This is a genomic window from Anoxybacillus sp. PDR2, assembly GCF_009834045.1.
GTDB lineage: Bacteria > Bacillota > Bacilli > Bacillales > Anoxybacillaceae > Anoxybacteroides > Anoxybacteroides rupiense.
This window is the reverse complement of sequence record NZ_CP047158.1, coordinates 814,900-833,749: the sequence shown is the minus strand read 5'-3', so window position 1 is coordinate 833,749 and position 18,850 is coordinate 814,900. Positions and strand designations below refer to the sequence as shown.

The 18,850-nt window shown below is 44.0% G+C and carries 12 protein-coding genes; 4 read left to right on the top strand and 8 right to left on the bottom strand.

All coding sequences use genetic code 11. The annotated features are described in order from the left end of the window. Nucleotides 1-17 precede the first annotated feature (17 nt). From GRQ40_RS04030 to GRQ40_RS04020, 3 genes are all read left to right on the top strand, one after another. Entirely contained in the window at nucleotides 18-1,871 is a 1,854-nt protein-coding gene (locus GRQ40_RS04030; protein ID WP_066148225.1) for a bifunctional homocysteine S-methyltransferase/methylenetetrahydrofolate reductase, read from the top strand. Then, nucleotides 1,864-5,271, top strand: a complete 3,408-nt coding sequence (gene metH / locus GRQ40_RS04025; protein ID WP_159719414.1) for a methionine synthase — start codon at nucleotides 1,864-1,866, stop codon at nucleotides 5,269-5,271. The genes GRQ40_RS04030 and metH overlap by 8 nt, the downstream gene beginning before the upstream one ends. A gap of 230 nt (nucleotides 5,272-5,501) precedes the next feature. Further along, complete coding sequence (locus tag GRQ40_RS04020; protein WP_159720754.1) at nucleotides 5,502-6,365, top strand: SDR family oxidoreductase; 864 nt, start codon at nucleotides 5,502-5,504, stop codon at nucleotides 6,363-6,365. A gap of 246 nt (nucleotides 6,366-6,611) precedes the next feature. Here the strand turns inward: GRQ40_RS04020 and GRQ40_RS04015 are convergent, their stop codons facing one another. The 7 genes from GRQ40_RS04015 to GRQ40_RS03985 all read right to left on the bottom strand — a co-directional run bounded on the left by GRQ40_RS04015 (nucleotide 6,612) and on the right by GRQ40_RS03985 (nucleotide 15,746). Continuing rightward, complete coding sequence (locus GRQ40_RS04015) at nucleotides 6,612-6,749, bottom strand: hypothetical protein (protein ID WP_156487522.1); 138 nt, start codon at nucleotides 6,747-6,749, stop codon at nucleotides 6,612-6,614. Beyond that, nucleotides 6,746-7,774 (bottom strand): LacI family DNA-binding transcriptional regulator, encoded by a 1,029-nt coding sequence (locus GRQ40_RS04010; RefSeq protein ID WP_080860572.1) that lies wholly within the window; start codon nucleotides 7,772-7,774, stop codon nucleotides 6,746-6,748. The genes GRQ40_RS04015 and GRQ40_RS04010 overlap by 4 nt, the downstream gene beginning before the upstream one ends. Nucleotides 7,775-7,798: 24 nt before the next feature. Continuing rightward, nucleotides 7,799-10,162 (bottom strand): glycoside hydrolase family 31 protein, encoded by a 2,364-nt coding sequence (locus GRQ40_RS04005; protein WP_159719413.1) that lies wholly within the window; start codon nucleotides 10,160-10,162, stop codon nucleotides 7,799-7,801. Nucleotides 10,163-10,174: 12 nt separating this feature from the next. Next, nucleotides 10,175-11,707: an alpha-amylase family glycosyl hydrolase gene (locus GRQ40_RS04000; RefSeq protein ID WP_201295977.1), complete on the bottom strand. Its 1,533-nt coding sequence runs from the start codon at nucleotides 11,705-11,707 to the stop codon at nucleotides 10,175-10,177. 99 nt (nucleotides 11,708-11,806) lie between these two features. Beyond that, a complete protein-coding gene (locus tag GRQ40_RS03995) occupies nucleotides 11,807-12,649 on the bottom strand; it encodes a sugar ABC transporter permease (protein WP_159719412.1) in 843 nt (280 codons plus the stop codon). A gap of 1 nt (nucleotide 12,650) precedes the next feature. Continuing rightward, nucleotides 12,651-13,934, bottom strand: a complete 1,284-nt coding sequence (locus tag GRQ40_RS03990; RefSeq protein WP_159719411.1) for a carbohydrate ABC transporter permease — start codon at nucleotides 13,932-13,934, stop codon at nucleotides 12,651-12,653. 516 nt (nucleotides 13,935-14,450) lie between these two features. After that, the gene (locus GRQ40_RS03985; protein ID WP_159719410.1) at nucleotides 14,451-15,746 is read right to left on the bottom strand and encodes an extracellular solute-binding protein; all 1,296 of its coding nucleotides are present in this window, start codon (nucleotides 15,744-15,746) and stop codon (nucleotides 14,451-14,453) included. A 318-nt stretch (nucleotides 15,747-16,064) separates the two neighbouring features. Between GRQ40_RS03985 and GRQ40_RS03980 the strand changes: the two genes are divergently transcribed. Continuing rightward, entirely contained in the window at nucleotides 16,065-17,837 is a 1,773-nt protein-coding gene (locus tag GRQ40_RS03980) for an alpha-glycosidase (protein WP_080860549.1), read from the top strand. Nucleotides 17,838-17,861: 24 nt separating this feature from the next. On the opposite strand, the gene GRQ40_RS03975 is transcribed toward GRQ40_RS03980, so the two are convergent. Next, nucleotides 17,862-18,725, bottom strand: coding sequence for a helix-turn-helix transcriptional regulator (locus GRQ40_RS03975; protein WP_080860548.1), 864 nt, complete (start codon nucleotides 18,723-18,725; stop codon nucleotides 17,862-17,864). Nucleotides 18,726-18,850 lie beyond the last annotated feature (125 nt).

The following is an 18,850-nucleotide window of genomic DNA, read 5'->3' as shown; positions in this document are numbered from 1 at the left end:
ACGAAGGAGTGATACGCATGGGATTTTTAGAAGAATTGCAGAAACGAATCATCATCGCCGATGGGGCGATGGGAACTTTATTATACTCCCATGGAATTGACCGATGTTTTGAAGAATTGAATCTCTCCAAACCAGAAGATATTATCCATATTCATGAAGCTTATCTTGACGCTGGCGCAGAAGTCATTCAAACCAATACATATGGCGCAAACTATATGAAGCTAGCACGCTATGGATTGGAGGACGATGTAAAAGAAATCAACCGCGCAGCTGTAAAGCTAGCGAAACAAGCGGCCTCAGGCCGTGCCTATGTTCTTGGAACCATCGGCGGTCTTCGCACATTCAAGAAAAGCGCCATCACTCTTGAAGAAGTGAAACGGACGTTTCGGGAGCAGTTGTACGTGCTTTTGCACGAAGAAGTAGATGGAATTCTGCTTGAAACCTATTACGACTTAGAGGAGCTTCAAACGGTGCTCGCCATCGCCCGAAAAGAAACAACATTACCGATTATCGCCCATGTGACCCTTCACGGTGTTGGCGTGCTGCAAGACGGGACTCCGCTCAGCGATGCGCTTTCCCAATTGGAACAATTGGGGGCCGATGTAGTTGGATTAAATTGCCATCTTGGTCCGTATCATATGATTCGTTCTCTTGAAGCCGTGCCGCTTCCCAGCACCGCATTCCTTTCCGCTTATCCGAATGCTAGCCTTCCAGATTATCGCGACGGCCGCCTTGTTTATGAAACAAACGCCGAATATTTTAAGGAAACGGCTCTCTCCTTTCGCGAACAAGGCGTCCGCCTGATCGGCGGCTGCTGCGGAACGACTCCTAAACATATTGCGGCGATGGCACAAGCCTTGATTGATCGCACGCCCATTCAAACGAAACAAGTGAAACAGCAGCAAGCAAACATCTCGATTCCATCAGCAGAGCCAAAATCTGAACCGCCTTTAGAAGATATCGTAAAAAAACGGCGGTCGGTCCTTGTTGAATTAGATCCGCCGAAAAAGCTGGGCATCGGAAAATTTTTGGAAGGAGCGAAAGCGCTCAAAGAAACGAATATTGATGCCCTAACACTGGCTGATAATTCTTTAGCTACTCCGCGCATCAGCAATGTCGCGCTCGGAACCCTTATTAAGCAACAGCTAGGCATCCGTCCGCTGATCCACATTACATGCCGCGACCGCAATCTGATTGGTCTGCAATCTCATTTAATGGGATTGCATACACTTGGCATTACGGATGTACTTGCTGTCACCGGAGATCCATCCAAAATCGGCGAATTTCCTGGCGCAACATCTGTGTATGATTTGTCATCATTTGATTTAATTCAGCTGATTCGCCAATTTAATGAAGGGATTTCCTACTCCGGTCAGCCGCTTGGGCAAAAAACCAACTTCTCTATCGCTGCGGCCTTCAATCCGAATGTCCGTTATTTAGATAAAGCGGTGCAGCGGCTTGAGAAAAAGATTCAGTGCGGCGCCCACTACTTTATTTCGCAGCCGCTCTATTCCGAACAAAAAATCGAAGAGGTATACGAGGCAACGAAACATCTTGAAGCGCCGATTTATATCGGTATTATGCCGCTTACAAGCGCACGTAACGCCGACTTTCTGCATCACGAAGTACCGGGAATCACGTTATCGGACGATATTCGTTCCCGAATGGCGGCTTGCGCCCATGATCCGATTCAATCGTCGAGAGAAGGAATTGCCATCGCCAAATCGCTCATCGATGCGGCTTTTGATTTATTTCGCGGCATTTATTTAATTACGCCGTTTTTGCGCTATGAAATGACAGTCGAGCTCGTCCGCTATATTCAAGAAAAAGAACGTTCGATTTCAGAAAGGAAGGTACTTCATCATGGCTAGCCAACTGTATAATCAGCTGAAAAAGAAAATTTTAGTAATGGATGGAGCAATGGGAACGATGATTCAAAGCGCCGAGCTTACAGCTGCTGATTTTGGCGGCGAATCATACGAAGGATGCAATGAATATTTATCTGTGACCTCCCCTCACGTCATTGTACAGATTCACGAAGCCTATCTTGAAGCGGGAGCCGATATCATTGAAACCAATACGTTCGGTGCTACCAGCATGGTGTTAGACGAATATGGGCTCGGCCATATGGCGCTTGAATTAAATATAGAAGCAGCCAAGCTGGCTAAGCGGGCGGCTGAACGCCATTCCACTTCAAGCTGGCCGCGGTTTGTCGCCGGTTCGATGGGTCCAACAACGAAAACCCTTTCTGTTACCGGGGGGACAACATTTGCCCAACTTGTAGCCGCCTATGAAGAGCAAGCGCGCGGCCTATTAATCGGCGGCGTCGATCTTCTGCTTTTAGAAACGTGTCAAGATACACTTAACGTAAAAGCGGGTTTTATCGGCGTTTCACAAGCATTTCAGAAGACAGGAAAAATCGTTCCGCTTATGATATCCGGGACGATTGAACCGATGGGAACGACGTTGGCGGGACAAACGATTGAATCGTTTTTTATTTCCGTCCGCCATATGAAGCCATTTGCCATTGGGCTCAACTGTGCAACCGGGCCGGAGTTTATGACTGATCACTTGCGTTCTCTTTCTCAACTAGCCGATACAGCCGTCAGCTGTTATCCAAACGCCGGGCTCCCGGATGAAGAAGGGCATTATCACGAAACACCGGATATGTTAGCCAAAAAAATCCGCCGCTTTGCTGAGAAAGGCTGGCTCAATATCGTCGGCGGCTGCTGTGGCACAACGCCGTCTCATATTCGCGCTATCGCTGAAGCGGTTCGCGATGTCGCTCCGCGCACGATTCCAACCTCATTCTCCGTTCATGCTGTTTCAGGAATCGAGCCACTTATTTACGATGAAACAATGCGCCCGCTTTTTGTCGGCGAACGAACAAACGTCATCGGCTCTCGCAAATTTAAACGTTTGATTGCGGAAGGAAAATATGAAGAAGCAGCGGAAATTGCTCGAACGCAAGTAAAAAACGGCGCTCATGTCATCGATATCTGCCTTGCAGATCCGGATCGCGACGAAAAGGAAGATATGGAACAATTTATCCAGCAAGTCGTTCGAAAGGTAAAGGTGCCGCTCGTGATTGATTCAACGGATGAAAAAGTGATTGAGTGCGCCCTTTCCTATTCGCAAGGAAAAGCGATTATTAATTCCATTAACCTCGAAGACGGAGAGGAGCGTTTCGAAAAAATTGTTCCTTTCATTCATCGCTATGGAGCGGCCGTTGTTGTTGGCACGATTGATGAACAAGGAATGGCCATTGCCGCTGAACGAAAGCTTGAAATCGCTTTGCGTTCTTACGATTTGCTTGTCAATAAATACGGCATACCGCCACATGACATTATTTTTGATCCGCTCGTTTTTCCAGTCGGCACCGGCGACGAACAATATATTGGCGCCGCGAAAGAAACGATTGAGGGCATCCGACTCATTAAAGAACAGCTGCCACATTGTCCAACCATACTCGGTATCAGCAATGTCTCATTCGGATTGCCGCCAGTTGGCAGGGAAATTTTAAATTCTGTTTTCTTATATCATTGTACGCAAGCCGGCCTTGATTACGCGATTGTTAATACGGAAAAGCTTGAGCGCTTTGCTTCCATTCCAGCGGAGGAAGTGCAATTGGCTGAGGCGCTCCTCTTTCATACGAATGATGAAACTTTAAACACCTTTATTCAGTTTTACCGGGGCAAAACGAAAGAAACGAAAAAAACGAATACTCACTTATCGCTCGAGGAACGGCTCGCCTCCTATGTCGTCGAAGGAACAAAAGAGGGATTGCTTGAGGATTTAGAGTTGGCCTTGCAAACATATAACAACCCTCTCGATATTATCAATGGTCCGCTTATGACCGGTATGGATGAAGTAGGCCGGCTGTTCAATGACAACCAGCTCATTGTCGCTGAAGTCCTGCAAAGTGCTGAGGTAATGAAAGCAGCGGTCGCCTTTTTGGAGCCTTATATGGAAAAAACCGAAACCAGTCTAAAAGGAAAAGTGATGCTTGCTACCGTCAAAGGGGATGTGCATGACATCGGCAAAAATTTAGTGGACATTATTTTGAGCAACAACGGCTATCACGTGGTGGATCTAGGCATTAAAGTCACTTCCCAGCAGCTGATTGAAGCCATAAAAGCCGAAAAACCCGACATTATTGGCTTGTCGGGGCTGCTTGTCAAATCAGCCCAACAAATGGTGCTAACCGCTCAAGATTTAAAACAAGCCGGCATTTCCTTGCCTATTCTTGTCGGTGGAGCAGCATTATCGCGAAAATTTACCGAAAATAAAATCGCTCCAGAGTACGACGGAATCGTGCTTTATGCAAAAGACGCCATGGACGGTCTCTCCCTTGCCAACCGCCTGCAGCAAAACGAGGTTGAATATAAACGAAAGGAACAAAGCTTTACGGTATCAGCGTCATCATCGCAAACGGCTACCCTTGTTCGGTCCAATGTATCCATCCATGTTCCAGTATATGTTCCGGCAGATCTTGAGCGTCATGTCCTAAAAGATATCCCGCTCGCTCACATTGAGCGGTATATGAACTGGCAAATGCTGCTCGGACATCACCTTGGCTTGAAAGGAAAAGTGAAAAAGTTATTAGCGGAACAAAATGAAAAAGCTATTTTTCTCAAACAATTGATAGAGGATCTTCTCTCTGCCGCCAAACAGCAACAGTGGTTAAAGCCAGCGGCTGTCTATCAATTTTTTCCCGCTCAAAGTGATGGAAACCGTATTTATATTTACTCGCCGAAAGATGCAAAAACCATGATCGAAACATTCGAGTTTCCGCGGCAGCGCCAGTCACCTTATCTTTGTTTGGCTGATTATATCAAGCCGGTGGAAAGCGGGCAGCTTGATTATGTAGGATTATTTGCCGTGACCGCTGGAACAGGCATCCGTGAGCTAGCTCAAGAATGGAAAAAAAGCGGCGAATTTTTAAAAAGCCATGCAATTCAAGCGCTGGCGCTTGAAGTAGCAGAAGGGCTGGCTGAACGGATCCATCAAGTCATGCGCGACCGTTGGGGATTTCCAGACGATCCTGATTTCACAATGGAGGAACGGTTCGCCGCCAAATATCAAGGACAACGCTTTTCTTTTGGCTATCCGGCATGCCCAAACCTAGAAGACCAAGAAAAACTGTTCCATCTTTTGCATCCGGAAGAGATCGGGATTGATCTAACGGAGGAATTTATGATGGAACCCGAAGCCTCTGTATCTGCCATCGTTTTTGCTCATCCAGAAGCGAAATACTTTAATGTATTGTAAAAAAGCTGGCGAATGCCAGCTTTTTTGTTTCGTCTGATCGAATGTCACCAGTCACGTCCTTCTTTTATCATCATTTTTTCAGGGATGCCTCACTTCCGGGATAAATGTTGATCCATCAAGCTGTATGTATATAGTAAAATAATGGATAAACGGCTTTCGTGATATTTTCGCTTGATTCTCCCATACTAAACAATGACTGAACATGATGGTATAAGGGAGGAATGATCAAGATGGTCACAAAGCAGCAAATGACCTTGCCGCCACAGCATCAATATCAGCAGCCGGGATTACAATCCGTGATGCAGCCCGAGCCCGTCTCCGAGGATCCTGCCTATCGAGGAAGCGGCAAGCTTCAAGGAAAGATCGCCTTAATTAGCGGCGGAGACAGCGGAATCGGCCGAGCGGTTGCCATTTATTTTGCGAAAGAGGGCGCGGATGTCGCCATTATTTATTTGAATGAACACCAAGATGCAGAAGAAACCAAGCGGCAGGTTGAAGAAGAGGGGCGCCAATGCCTGTTGATTGCCGGAGATGTGGGAGATGAGCATTTTTGTATCGAAGCTGTCAAGCAAGTCATCTCTGCATTTGGAAAGCTAGATATTCTTGTCAATAACGCAGCTGAACAACATCCTCAAGACAGCCTGCTGCACATCACCTCAGAGCAGCTAGAAAAAACGTTTCGCACGAATGTGTTTGGCTACTTTTATTTGGCGAAAGCGGCACTTCCTTATTTAAAAGAAGGCAGCTCCATTATTAACACCTCATCCATTACAGCTTATGAGGGCAACGAGCAGCTGCTCGATTATTCGGCAACAAAAGGAGCGATCGCGACATTTACACGCTCGTTAGCTAAATCTTTGGTACAAAAAGGAATTCGCGTCAACGGTGTCGCCCCCGGACCGATTTGGACGCCCCTCATTCCATCAACCTTTTCCAGCGAGCAAGTAGCTGCATTCGGTTCGAATACGCCGATGAAACGACCTGGACAGCCTGAGGAAGTAGCGCCAAGCTATGTGTTTCTCGCCAGCGATGACACCTCCTATATAACAGGGCAAATGATTCATGTGAATGGCGGAAAAATCGTGAACGGGTAAATGTAATGAAATTGAACATTTATTGTTAATTTTATTTACAGTAAACTTGATTTATCATGTATGATCCAATTATGATTATTACGTACAGTGTTTGCTGTCAGCCTTTTGCACAAACCAAAAGGTGACCCCTCTCTTCCCTTTGATAGACTTGCAACGATATGTTGCAAGTTTTTTGTTTATATACGAATCACCCATTCTTCTTATGAGCAAAAAAGCGCCTGAATTTTGTCCGCTCGCAAGCCTCTCTTATTCGATTTTCGTCTTCGCTTGACTGCGTTCCTTGTCGGCCGAGCGCAAGCCAGCCTGGTGCGGAAACGGAGAATGCTTGACAATGATGGCCGACAAAGCCGAAATGGACTTTGTCGGCCATCTAACTTTTTTCATTTCATTTGATCGTCATCGCAAGAAAATCGTTTCATAAGCTGGTGCGGAATAATAATTCGCTTGACCGGCTCATTTGGATTCGCAATTTTTTCGATCAAACTTTTCGCTGCTTCATATCCAAGCTGAAAAATATGAATATCGACTGATGTTAATGGAGGCCGTGAGAGCTCCGCTAACAGCGTATTATTAAAGCTGACAATGGATATATCCTCAGGAACGCGAACGTTCATCTCGTCCAACGTATTCAAAACCCCAAGCGCCATCAAATCATCCGCCACCACTAACGCTGTCGGCGGTTCACGTAACGACAGCAGCTCTTTCATCGCTTCTTGTCCGCCTTCTTTTAAAAATTCTTCATGCATAATATACTCTTGGCGGTACGGCAGCCCGGCTTCTTTAAGCGCCGCTTCATATCCTAGCAGCCGATCGACTGTCACTAAATAGCTGATATTGCCGCCGACAAATGCTATTCGCTTATGCCCAAGCTCAACTAAATATTGAGTCGCTTCTTTTGCCGCGCGATAGTTATCATTATCGACATGAGTAATTTGTTCTGCCATCTGGTGAGGCTTTCCAATGACAACAAATGGGAAGCGGTTCTTCTGCAAATATTTCATCAGTTTATCATTCGTTCTAGAGTAAAGCAAAATAACACCGTCAACCCGCCGCCCCTGCAGCATTTCGATCACACCTTCATAAATCTCGCTTTCCTTTTCGCCTGTCGACATTTGCAAAGCATATTTTTTCTCATGTGCTGCTTTGCTAATTCCGCGAATCACCTCAGGAAAAAACGGATTTTGCAGCGCTTGGTCAGTTGAGCTCGGCATCACGATTCCAATCACCTGCGACGATTGATTCGCCAGGCTCCGGGCAATAAAATTGGGATGATAGCCAAGCTCTTTCATCGCTTCTCGCACTTTTCTCTTTGTTTTTTCACTAATGCGCGGACTATCTGCAATGACTCTTGAAACAGTGGAGGGAGCCACATTCGCTCGTTTTGCAACATCTTTAATGGTGACGTTCATTTCACATCCCTCCTTCTCCATCCCTCAATTGTGGTCGATCCATAAGATGTTCTGCTTATCATCCCATCTACCATGTTGCTCGTTTCCATCGACGATCACAGTCGTCTGTGCCATTCCTCCATGAATCGCAAATGACAGCTTCCAGTCTGGCCGGTACTCCCCTTCCGTTTTCGTGTCAATCCGAACAATATTCTCATCATACCTTATATCCAAATGCAAACGGAAATAAATTCCTTTCTCATAAGCAAACGTTTGTCCATCATCATCATATATCGTATATGCGGTTTTTCCATCACACTTTTTATATAAGCGCACGATGCGCTGTTCATCCGGCATATCAGTAGAACGTCTTGCATTGGCAAGCGCAATGGCTGAGCCTTGCTTCACAAAAATTGGGAGCTTGTCTAATTCCGCATGAACCAGATGGTATTGACCTCCCTCCCAAACGGTATCTGTCCAATAATCGATCCATTTCCCTCTCGGCAAATATACGGCTCGATAAGCTGTGTTAGGCGTCATAATCGGAGCAACCAACACATTGTCACCAAGCAAAAATTCATCATAAAGATTATACGTATGAGGATCATCCGGATACTCAAAAAGCAAAGGTCGCATGACAGGAGCACCTGTCTCATGAGCTTCTGCAAAAAGCGTGTATAAATACGGCAACCATTCGTAGCGCATCTGGATATATTGTTTGATAATTCGCTCATACTTTTCACCAAACGCCCACGGTTCTTGCCGGCGGAATCCGATCGCACAATGATTGCGAAAATATGGAGTAAACGCCCCCACCTGCGTCCAACGTGCTAAAAGCTCCCCGTTCGTATCGTGAGCAAACCCGCCAACATCCGCTCCGCAAAACGCTACGCCTGATAATCCTAAATTCATGCACATTGGCAACGACATTTGCAAATGCTCCCAAAAGCTGCGATTATCTCCCGTCCATACAGCTGCATAGCGTTGGATACCTGAGAAACCGGCACGCGTTAACAAGAACGGACGCTTTCCGTTCAACAGCTTTTTCATGCCAGTGTATGTCGCTTCTCCCATCATCAATCCGTAAAGGTTATGAAGTTCACGATGCGTTTTCGGATTTCCATCGTTATCATGCATCACAGTAATATCCATCGTTTTTGTTTCATTAAACACAGACGGTTCGTTCATATCGTTCCAAATACCTTCGATGCCTAAATCAGCATAAAACCGATGCTTGTCGCCCCACCAGCTTCGCGCTTGTTCATTTGTGAAATCCGGAAACGCGCTTTTTCCTGGCCAGACCTCCCCAATGAAATGATTTCCCTCCATGTATTTGCAAAAATAATCGTCCCTTACTCCTTCTTGATAAATGGCGTATTCAGGATCCACCTTTACCCCAGGATCTACAATCGGAACAACACGAACCCCTTCCTGTTTCAAATCGGCAATCAGCTGCTTCGGATTCGGAAAGCGGTTTCTATCAAATGTAAACACACGATAGCCATCCATATAATGGATATCTAAATACACCGCATCAAGCGGAATATCTTTTTCTATAAACGTCTGCACCAGTTCTCTTACTTCCTGCTCCGTTTCATAGCTATAGCGCGATTGATGATAGCCGAGCGCCCATTTAGGAGGAATCGGCATTTTTCCTGTCAGATTCGTATATTGCTTCAATACATCGCGCGGAGTCGGACCGGCAAATACATAATAATCAATCGGTCCGCCCTCCGCCGCGAAGCAATATTCATCTTCGAACGTTTGAAAATCAAATATGGTCCGATACGTATTGTCAAAAAACAAACCGTGTGCCCATCCATTCCGCAACGTCATAAAATACGGATGAGACTGATAAAGAGGGTCCGTTTCCGGATTATGCGGCGCATACACATCTGTATTCCACATGGTCCATTTTTCACCGCGCTTATTCAGAAATCCGGTTTTTTCACCGAGCCCATAAAAATGGTCGGCCTGATCCATTCCTTTATAGCAGTAAACATCACCTTCATAAGTGAAGGCCATCCCTCTCGCTTCCTCCCCTACAAGCAAACGGCCCGCTTGATCATAAATCTGCACACGAAAGGGCCGTTTTTTCACTACCACTTTCATTTGTGGTGAAGCCAGCTCTACCTGTTCCTCTGTTTCATGCACATCCACTTTTACCTTTTTTGGCCGCATGACGACGGCACGGCTTGTTTTCATGCTCGTTTCGCCAAAAGGATTAAAAGCGACGCGGACGATAGGATGATCATAAAACTGAACGTTCACTACACCTGCATCACACCGGAAGAAAAGCACTTCATCTTTACAGGAGAAAGCCAGCATGTTTCCGATATCGATTACATCCCGTTTACGCCGTTTTCCCTCTCGATCCGGCAAAATAGCAAAGCTTGTATCTTCCAGCATCTTTTCTCCCTCCTACCTAGACCGTTTGGCACGCTTTTTCGCATAGTATAAAAACAATCCAAACAAGACATAAACAGCAATGAGCGCAGCGATAAATGGAATATTCAGACCCGTCTTTTTGGCAAGCACGTAAATTTCTGCTGTTTCCCTATCCGAAATCAAGTTATACCCGTTTTTGCTGCTTCGCACTAAATCGCCAGATAACAGTCCTCTCAACTCTTTTCCAGGGGCAAGCTGAGCGTTTGTTAAATGGACTTTTTGCGTTTTGTTTGTATTATTTATCGCGATGACAGCTGTTTCTCCCTTATATGTTCGTTTAAAAACAGCCATTCCCTTCTTTTCGTACAAGAGAGTAAAATCCCCCCGCCGCAAAGAAGGTAATTGCCCGCGCAGTTCTCCTAATTTTTTTATATAATTCACCACTTCATCATCGGTGCGGAAATTCATAAGGCGATGATTATCAGGAGCCTTTCCTCCGTCTAACACAATTTCTGTTCCGTAATAGACAATAGGAACGCCTGGCGTTGAAAATAAATAAGCTAGACTAAGCTTCATTCTGGTTATCGGATTTTGCTTGTTTTCTAAAGCAAGCCTTGTGAATCGAACAGTTCTGTCATTGTCCAAAAACGTACCTAACAAATAAGGATGATCATAATAAGAGACATTGTTCTTCCAAACACGATAAAGCGGCGCAAGCGATTGATTCACATTGCTCAATACCTTTGACGCTTCATTATAAAAAGGATAATCAAGAAAACCATCGATTCCATCCTTCTCATAATCGGCTATATAACGCGGATCATTGCTGTCTATTCCTCCAAGCAGATAAAAGTCTTTCTTTACTGCTTTGACTTCATTTGCAAACCCCTGCCAAAACGATTTAGGCACATATCTAGCGTCATCAAGATAATAACCATCAATATCCGTTTCTTTTATCCACCATTTAGCAGCATCAATCAAATAACGTTTCACTTCCGGATTTTCTTGCGCAAGATCTGGCAACCCATTTAACCAGCCGGTCTCTATTTGCCGCGGATTATTCCAGTCTGAAATCTCCCATTTCTCATGATACCAATCTTTTTTCGCCGGATCGTTTACCCACGGATGGCGAGATGACGTATGATTCGTCACAAAATCCAAAATCACCTTCATATGACGCTTATGCGCTTCTTTCACCAATGTTTTTAAATCGCTGAGCGTTCCAAAACGCGGATCGACTTTATAAAAATCCGTAACCTTCTTTCCTTGATAATCCCCTGGCTCCGTTTGAAAAATCGGCGTCAGTCGAATCGCTGTAAATCCCATGCTTTGAATATAATCCAGTTTAGCTGTAATTCCCTTTAAATCCCCTCCGAAATAGGCGCGAGGATCTTTGACATTGACACCTTGGTCGTTTGTCGAATCCAAATTGTTAAATCGATCAACCATCATAAAGTAGACGGTTTCGTCTTGCCATGTCCGCTTTTCATTTGTGTCTGCCTGTGCAGGAATGGCAAATGAAAGTAAAAAAAGAAGCGCTAAACTAGAAGCAAATGCTCGTTTCAACCTTCCCACTCCCTATCTATTTCGAGTCTACTTACTGTTTTAATATAGCTCGAAATAGCATGAAAGGAAAGAACTTGAACGGTTCTTTCCCCCTCTTTCTTATCCTTTTGTTCCGCCAGCTGTCAATCCCGATACAAAATATTTTTGGAACGAAAGGAACAGGATCGCAATCGGCAGAGCGATCAGCACAGAACCAGCAGCAAACGTTGTAAATTCACTTCCAAATTGCTTTGCGACCAAGTCATACAGCCCAACAGCCAGCGTATACTTTTCTTTGCTGCGAAGCAGAACGCTGGCCAAAATAAAATCGGCAAACGGTCCCGTAAAAGTAAATAGCGCCACAACCGCAATGATCGGTTTAGCCAACGGCATAATAATTTGCCAAAAAATGCGCAGATGTCCGGCACCGTCGATTCTCGCAGATTCATCAAGCTCTTTCGGAATCGTATCTAAATAACCTTTCATCAACCAAGTGTTCATCGGAATAAATCCGCCTACATAAACAAGAATCAGCCCTAAATGCGTATCAATTAATTTTGTGAGCAGCCCTAAAACATAAATAGCAATTAATGCGGCGAAGTTCGGAATCATTTGCAAAATCAAGAAGGTGATTAAACCATTTTTCCTTCCGATAAAACGGTAGCGGGAAAATGAATAGGCCGTTAAACTTACGAGAATAACAGACAAAACCATCGTGAGTGTAGAGATTTTTAAAGAGTTCCAGTACCAGCGCAAATAATCGCTTTGATCAGGGTCGAACAGCTCTTTATAATGAGCGAGCGTTGCATTCTCCGGGATCATCTTCGACCCCGACAAGCTCTGTCCGGGATTAAACGAAGAGCCAATAACCCAAAGAAGCGGATACATAATAATGGCGGCGACCACTAAAATCACGATATACGACAAGGTTAAACGAATGATTTTTCGTCTTTTCATGCCCATTTCACATCATATCCTCTTCTTTAAATGATCTCGTTCTTCTAAACTGCCATAAAGCAACGGAGACAACAACAAGCGATAAAAGCAAGGTTACAGCCGCGGCTTTGGAGTATTGTGCCGACGTCATCGTCAGACGATAGATCCAAGAGATTAAAATATCGGTCGCACCGGCGTTTTGGCCCGAGACCGCCGGTCCTCCGCCATTAAACAAGTAAATAATGTTAAAGTTATTAAAATTAAACGTATACTGCGTAATTAAAATAGGGGCGACTGTATAAAGAACGAGAGGGAGCGTGATTTTTGTGAATTTTTGCCATGCTGTAGCTCCATCTACCGTTGCCGCTTCATACAATTCACTTGGAATCGATTGCAACACACCCGTTGTCATCGCAAAAATGAATGGGAAACCAAGCCATGTTTGAATGAAAATCAGCGCCACCTTTGTCCAAAATGGGTTTGTCATCCAATCAATAGCCGGAAGCCCCAAGGAGGCTAAAATGGTTTGATTGACCGCGCCAAAAGATTCATTAAACATGCCCGCAAAAATCAAAATAGTCACAAACGCCGGAACGGCCCAAGGCAAAATAAAAATAGTTCGGATAATCGCTTTTCCTTTTAAATCTTTTTGATTGACGAGAATCGCTAGGAAAATGCCAAGAGCAATTTGCAAGGTAGTCGCGCCAAACGTCCAAATAATCGTCCATGCCAATACGTTAATAAACGTTTTCCGCCAAAGATCAAGCTTCACTAAGTCAACAAAGTTTTGCAAACCAACCCAATCGACTAATTTAGCTGGCGGCGTATGATACAAATCGTAGTTTGTGAACGCAAGCAGCACAACGAAAATAATCGGAAAAACAACGACAAAAATGAGCAAAATAAATCCCGGCGAGATCATTAAATAAGGAAATCCGCTATCGACAAGCGTTTGATATTGTTCACGCAGCGAGTTGATTTTTAAGCCAAGGTCGCGTTTTTGTCCATTTTTATACGCATCCTGCAAATTAAACGCATAAAACCCGAGGCCAAATATGAGCACAATCGCCGCTAAAATCCCTTCCACCAACAAAAAAATGGAATGATCGCGCGGGACTATTTCACCAAGCGTCACTAATCCCCACAAACCGATATTCAACAAATCATGAAAGACAATAAAAAAAGAAACCGTTAATACAAGAAAGAAAATACCTTTCGTATATTGGCGGTTATATAGCTGTCCGAGTCCCGGAATAATCGATAAACCAAGCGCAATCTTCCGATGACGAGATTGATAGATAGTCGACTCCACATAAGCCCCTCCTTTCTAACATATCACCACTCACAACCCGTTCACATTCGAGAATGCTAGATTCATCGCCAGCAAATATCAGTTCAGCATCCAATCCCTTTTCTATCGCCGAAAGTGCCATCGTCTATAAAAGCGTCGTTCGGCAAATGCGATAGGCGTGTGAAAACATCGAAGCCATCCATACTGTAAACGCCCGTGCAAAACATGGAGCCCAGTAGAAGCAAGGAAACTTTTCACTTTCCTGTTTGATCGGCAAATGGGTTTTTCTTGATGTATCAATATGGTCCCCCCAAAGCGAGCCGATCACTATTGATTTCGATAGTCGGTCGACCGAACAGCATTGCTTCCAGACAAATTCATTTGCCTGGAAGTAGCTGATTGTTCGGTTCCTAGTCACGTTTTGACGTGACTGAGACAAGGCAGCAACTTGCCTTCGACCGCTAATTTTCCACCAATCATTTGTTTCATCTTCAAGTCGTCTTATCGCCGATCCCGTAAAAGAGAGGCGCTCTCTTTTTACTCGCCTGAGTGATTCGTTTCAATATTGGTTTGAATGGTTTTCACCGCTTCATCTAATGCTTTCTTTGGTTTTATCTTTTGGTTCGCCACTAATTGCAGAGCTGTTGCCATCGGGCCCCATACTTCAGACATTTCCGGAATATTCGGCATCGGAACCGCGTATTGGGACTGAATTGCCACAGCCTTGGCCCCTTCATCTTCTGCAATAAGCGGATCATCAACGAGAGATTTAATCGGCGGAATCTCTTTTGTTAATTCAAAGCGCTTTTTCGCACTTTCTTCATTCGTTAAAAACTCAATTAATTTCGTCGCCCATTCTGGGTTTTTGGAAAAAGCAGACACATGCCATCCTTTTACGCCCATAAGCGTTTTCATATGTTCTCCGTTTGGCAATGTTGGCATCGGTGCAACTCCAATTTCAATTCCCGCATCACGCATTCCTTGAAATGCCCATGGTCCATTCATGACAGAGGCTACCTTTCCTTCATTAAACAGGCCATCCATCGTCGAACCGCCGTTTTCACCGATAATTCCTTTCGGGAATAATTCTTTATACCATTTTTGGATGTATTCAGCTCCCTTGACTGCCCCATCGTTATTTAAACCGAGATTTTTCGGATCCAATGTGCCGTTATCCTCTTTAAATACATAGCCGCCCATGCCGGCAATCACACCGTGTGCAAAATAAAAGTTATCCCAAAGAGCTAAAAATCCGTATTTGTCTCCTTTTGTAAATCCCTTCGCAAATTGATACAGCTCATCCATCGTTTCCGGCGCTTTATCCATCAGCTTTTTATTATAGATAAATACCGGGGTTTCTACGGCCTTTGGCAGCCCATAAAGCTTTCCTTTATAGGTCTCCGCTTTGATAGAGGATTCTGTAAACTGATCTAATACGGATGGATCAACGTTGATTTCACGAATGAGTCCTTCCGTTACAAGCTGGCCGATCTGGTCATGAGGCACTGTAATCACATCGGGACCTGTGCCTGCCGGGCCATCTAAACGCAATTGTTCCCGTTGCTTTGTCGCCATCTCTACTTCTTTATACTCGACTTTAATCCCATATTTTTCTTCAAACGCTTTAATGGCTGGCTCAAGCGCTACTCCCCGCTTGACATCTTCCCAAACAACAAGCTTATCTGGCTTAGGAGGCATGCTGTTTTCTGATGTTTCCGTTTGCTTATTCCCTTCATTTGGATTCGTCTTCGTTGTTTCCCCATCAGGTCCGCACCCTGCCAACACCCCTGTCGTCAATGCGAGCGAGGAAAAAAGAGATACCATCCTTTTCATTCCGATCCCTCCTGTTTATTTACAAAAAATGAAAATGGCAAGCGTTTTCATAATGATTAATTAGGAAAACGGTTGCACAAATTATCACTTTTATTATACAATCATTTTGAATTTTGACAACTCTTTTTTACATCTTTTACAATTGGTTTAGCGATTGATTGACTTTTTATATAGTGATCAATTACTCTTAAAACATACGGAATGAATACGTTTCCTTTTTGTTTGGCAAAATAACAAACAAGCTATCATATTCATCTTGTCACTGTGTAACCAAATGGCAATCGCTTGCACTTAATCTTTTTTAAAGGAGCTGATTCCATGTTCAAAGAAGCCATTTATCATCGTCCAAAAGACAACTTTGCTTATGCATATGACGAGCAAACACTACATATACGATTGCGGACAAAAAAAAATGACGTCGAGCATGTCCGCCTTATTTACGGCGATCCATACGAATGGGAAAACGGCCATTGGCAGGTAAGCTATCAATCTATGCAAAAAAGCGGAACAGATGAACTGTTTGATTATTGGTTTATCGCCTTAACTCCTCCATATCGTCGCCTCCGTTACGGTTTCGAACTGACAAGCAACAACGAGCAAATCGTTTATACAGAAAAAGGATTTTACAGAACGGCACCGATGGATGATACCGCTTATTATTTTTGTTTTCCTTTTTTAAACAAAATCGATGTGTTCCAAGCACCTGAGTGGGTAAAAGATACGATTTGGTATCAAATTTTCCCAGAGCGCTTTGCCAATGGCAATGAAGCATTGAATCCTGCTGGAACATTGCCGTGGGGAAGCGCTGATCCTACGCCGACCAGCTTTTTCGGTGGAGATTTTGAGGGCATTATTCAGAAACTGGATCATCTCGTTGATCTAGGAGTTAATGGAATTTATTTCACGCCTATCTTTAAAGCATCATCCAATCATAAATATGATACGATCGATTATTTTGAAATTGATCCGCAATTTGGAGATAAACAGACATTTAAAAGGCTTGTGGAGCTTTGCCATCAAAAAGGCATTCGCGTCATGCTTGATGCGGTTTTTAATCATAGCGGTTACGAATTTCCTCCATTTCAAGACGTGCTGAAATATGGAGAAAATTCTAAGTATAAACATTGGTTTCATATTCGCGAATTCCCACTGCAAACCGTGCCGCGTCCAAACTATGATACATTTGCTTTTACTCCGAATATGCCAAAGCTGAATACAGAAAACCAAGAGGTGAAAAACTATTTATTAGATGTGGCGACTTATTGGATTCGTGAATTTGATATTGATGGCTGGCGCTTAGATGTCGCTAATGAGGTCGATCATCAATTTTGGCGCGAGTTTCGCCAAGCGGTGAAAACGATCAAACCAGACGCCTATATTCTTGGAGAAATTTGGCATGATGCTATGCCTTGGCTGCGCGGCGACCAATTCGACGCTGTGATGAATTATCCTTTTACAAATGGGACCCTTCGTTTCTTTGCTCAACATGAGATTCGCGCTTCACAATTTGTCGGAATGATGACACATGTGCTCCATTCCTATCCAACGAATGTAAATGAAGTAGCATTTAATTTACTCGGCAGTCACGATACGCCTCGTCTGCTGACTCTCTGCAAAGAGGATGTGCGGAAAGCAAAGCTCTCGTTTTTATTCCAGCTCTCTTTTACAGGAACACCTTGCATCTATTATGGCGATGAAATTGGAATAACAGGAGATCAAGATCCAGGCTGCCGCAAATGCATGATATGGGATGAACATCAGCAAAATCGCGAGCTTTTTAGACATGTCCAAAAGCTTATTGCATTGCGCAAGGCTTATAAGGCATTTGGAAATCGCGGAAATCTTCATTTTATCGATGCAAATGATGAAACGAATCATTTGATCTATATGAAAACATTCGAAGAAGAAGCGATCATTTTCCTCGTGAACAATAACGAACAAGAAATAGAGATCACCTTGCCTCTCTCTCTAAAAGGAAAGCTGCTCACGAATTTATGGACAAATGAGCAGTTTGCAGCTGAGGCTGACACATTAAAGTCGACACTTCCACCATACGGATTTTTCATCTATAAAATCGAAGATTGGTTATAAAGCGAGGAAGCATCTCCTCGCTTTTCATATGCGGTAAACAATGCGGCGGTACTCTGTTGGCGTCACTCCCTCCACTTTTTTAAACAAGCGGGAAAAGTAAGCGGCATCTTCAATCCCTACCCGCTTGGCGATGGAATCAATCGTATCGTTCGTTTCTGCCAGCTGCTTTTTCGCCTGAGCTATCCGATAGTAATGCAAATATTGCATGACGCTCATTCCCATCGTTTTTTGCATGCAGCGCGTGATATAGTCTGGATGAAAGCGCAACGATCGAGCTAATTTTTTCATCTCAAAAGGCTCACGATAGTGCTTATGGATATATTGAACAGCTTCGGCACATACTTTTTCTGATGCCGTTGGAATGTCCAATGCTTGTTTCTGAAGCTGCATGAGAAACTCCGCGAAATAAATCTGCTGTTTAAGCGCACGATCAGGAGAGCCATCGTGCTCTAAATGAACCACTTGCTCAAGCAATTGCTCCATTCTTTCTTTGTGCTTCATTACCCCAAACTGCGGCAAGTAAAATTGATATTGTGCCGCCTCTACATATGATGCTTCTCGTTCCATTACATCATGCCAAGTGATTTCTCCTTTGGGAAGGATCTCATAATGTTGTTCCATGGTGAAATGAAGCCAGACAAACAAGGTATCTTCCACACATGGGCGATAACCATAATGTTCGCGTTGCGGTATCAGAATCATATAGGTTCCTTCTTTTACTTCAAATAGCTGATCTTCTTCTGCCATAAATAAGCAGCCTCGCTTTACATACAGCAAATCAAATACTGAAAAAGTTCGCTTGAAGTGTTTTTTTCCTTGCACAAACATCGCCTCTCCTCCCTTAATAAAGGTCGGAAAAGGCGGACACCTAAAGGCAATATGCCGCATAATCAATCTCCTCTTTATGTCGGAAATATACAAATCGAATCGTGTTGCTCCCTTTTATTATGCCGTAAAATCGATACACTGAATATAGCTTTTATTTATAAAAAAATCGGCATCAATCAAAATCG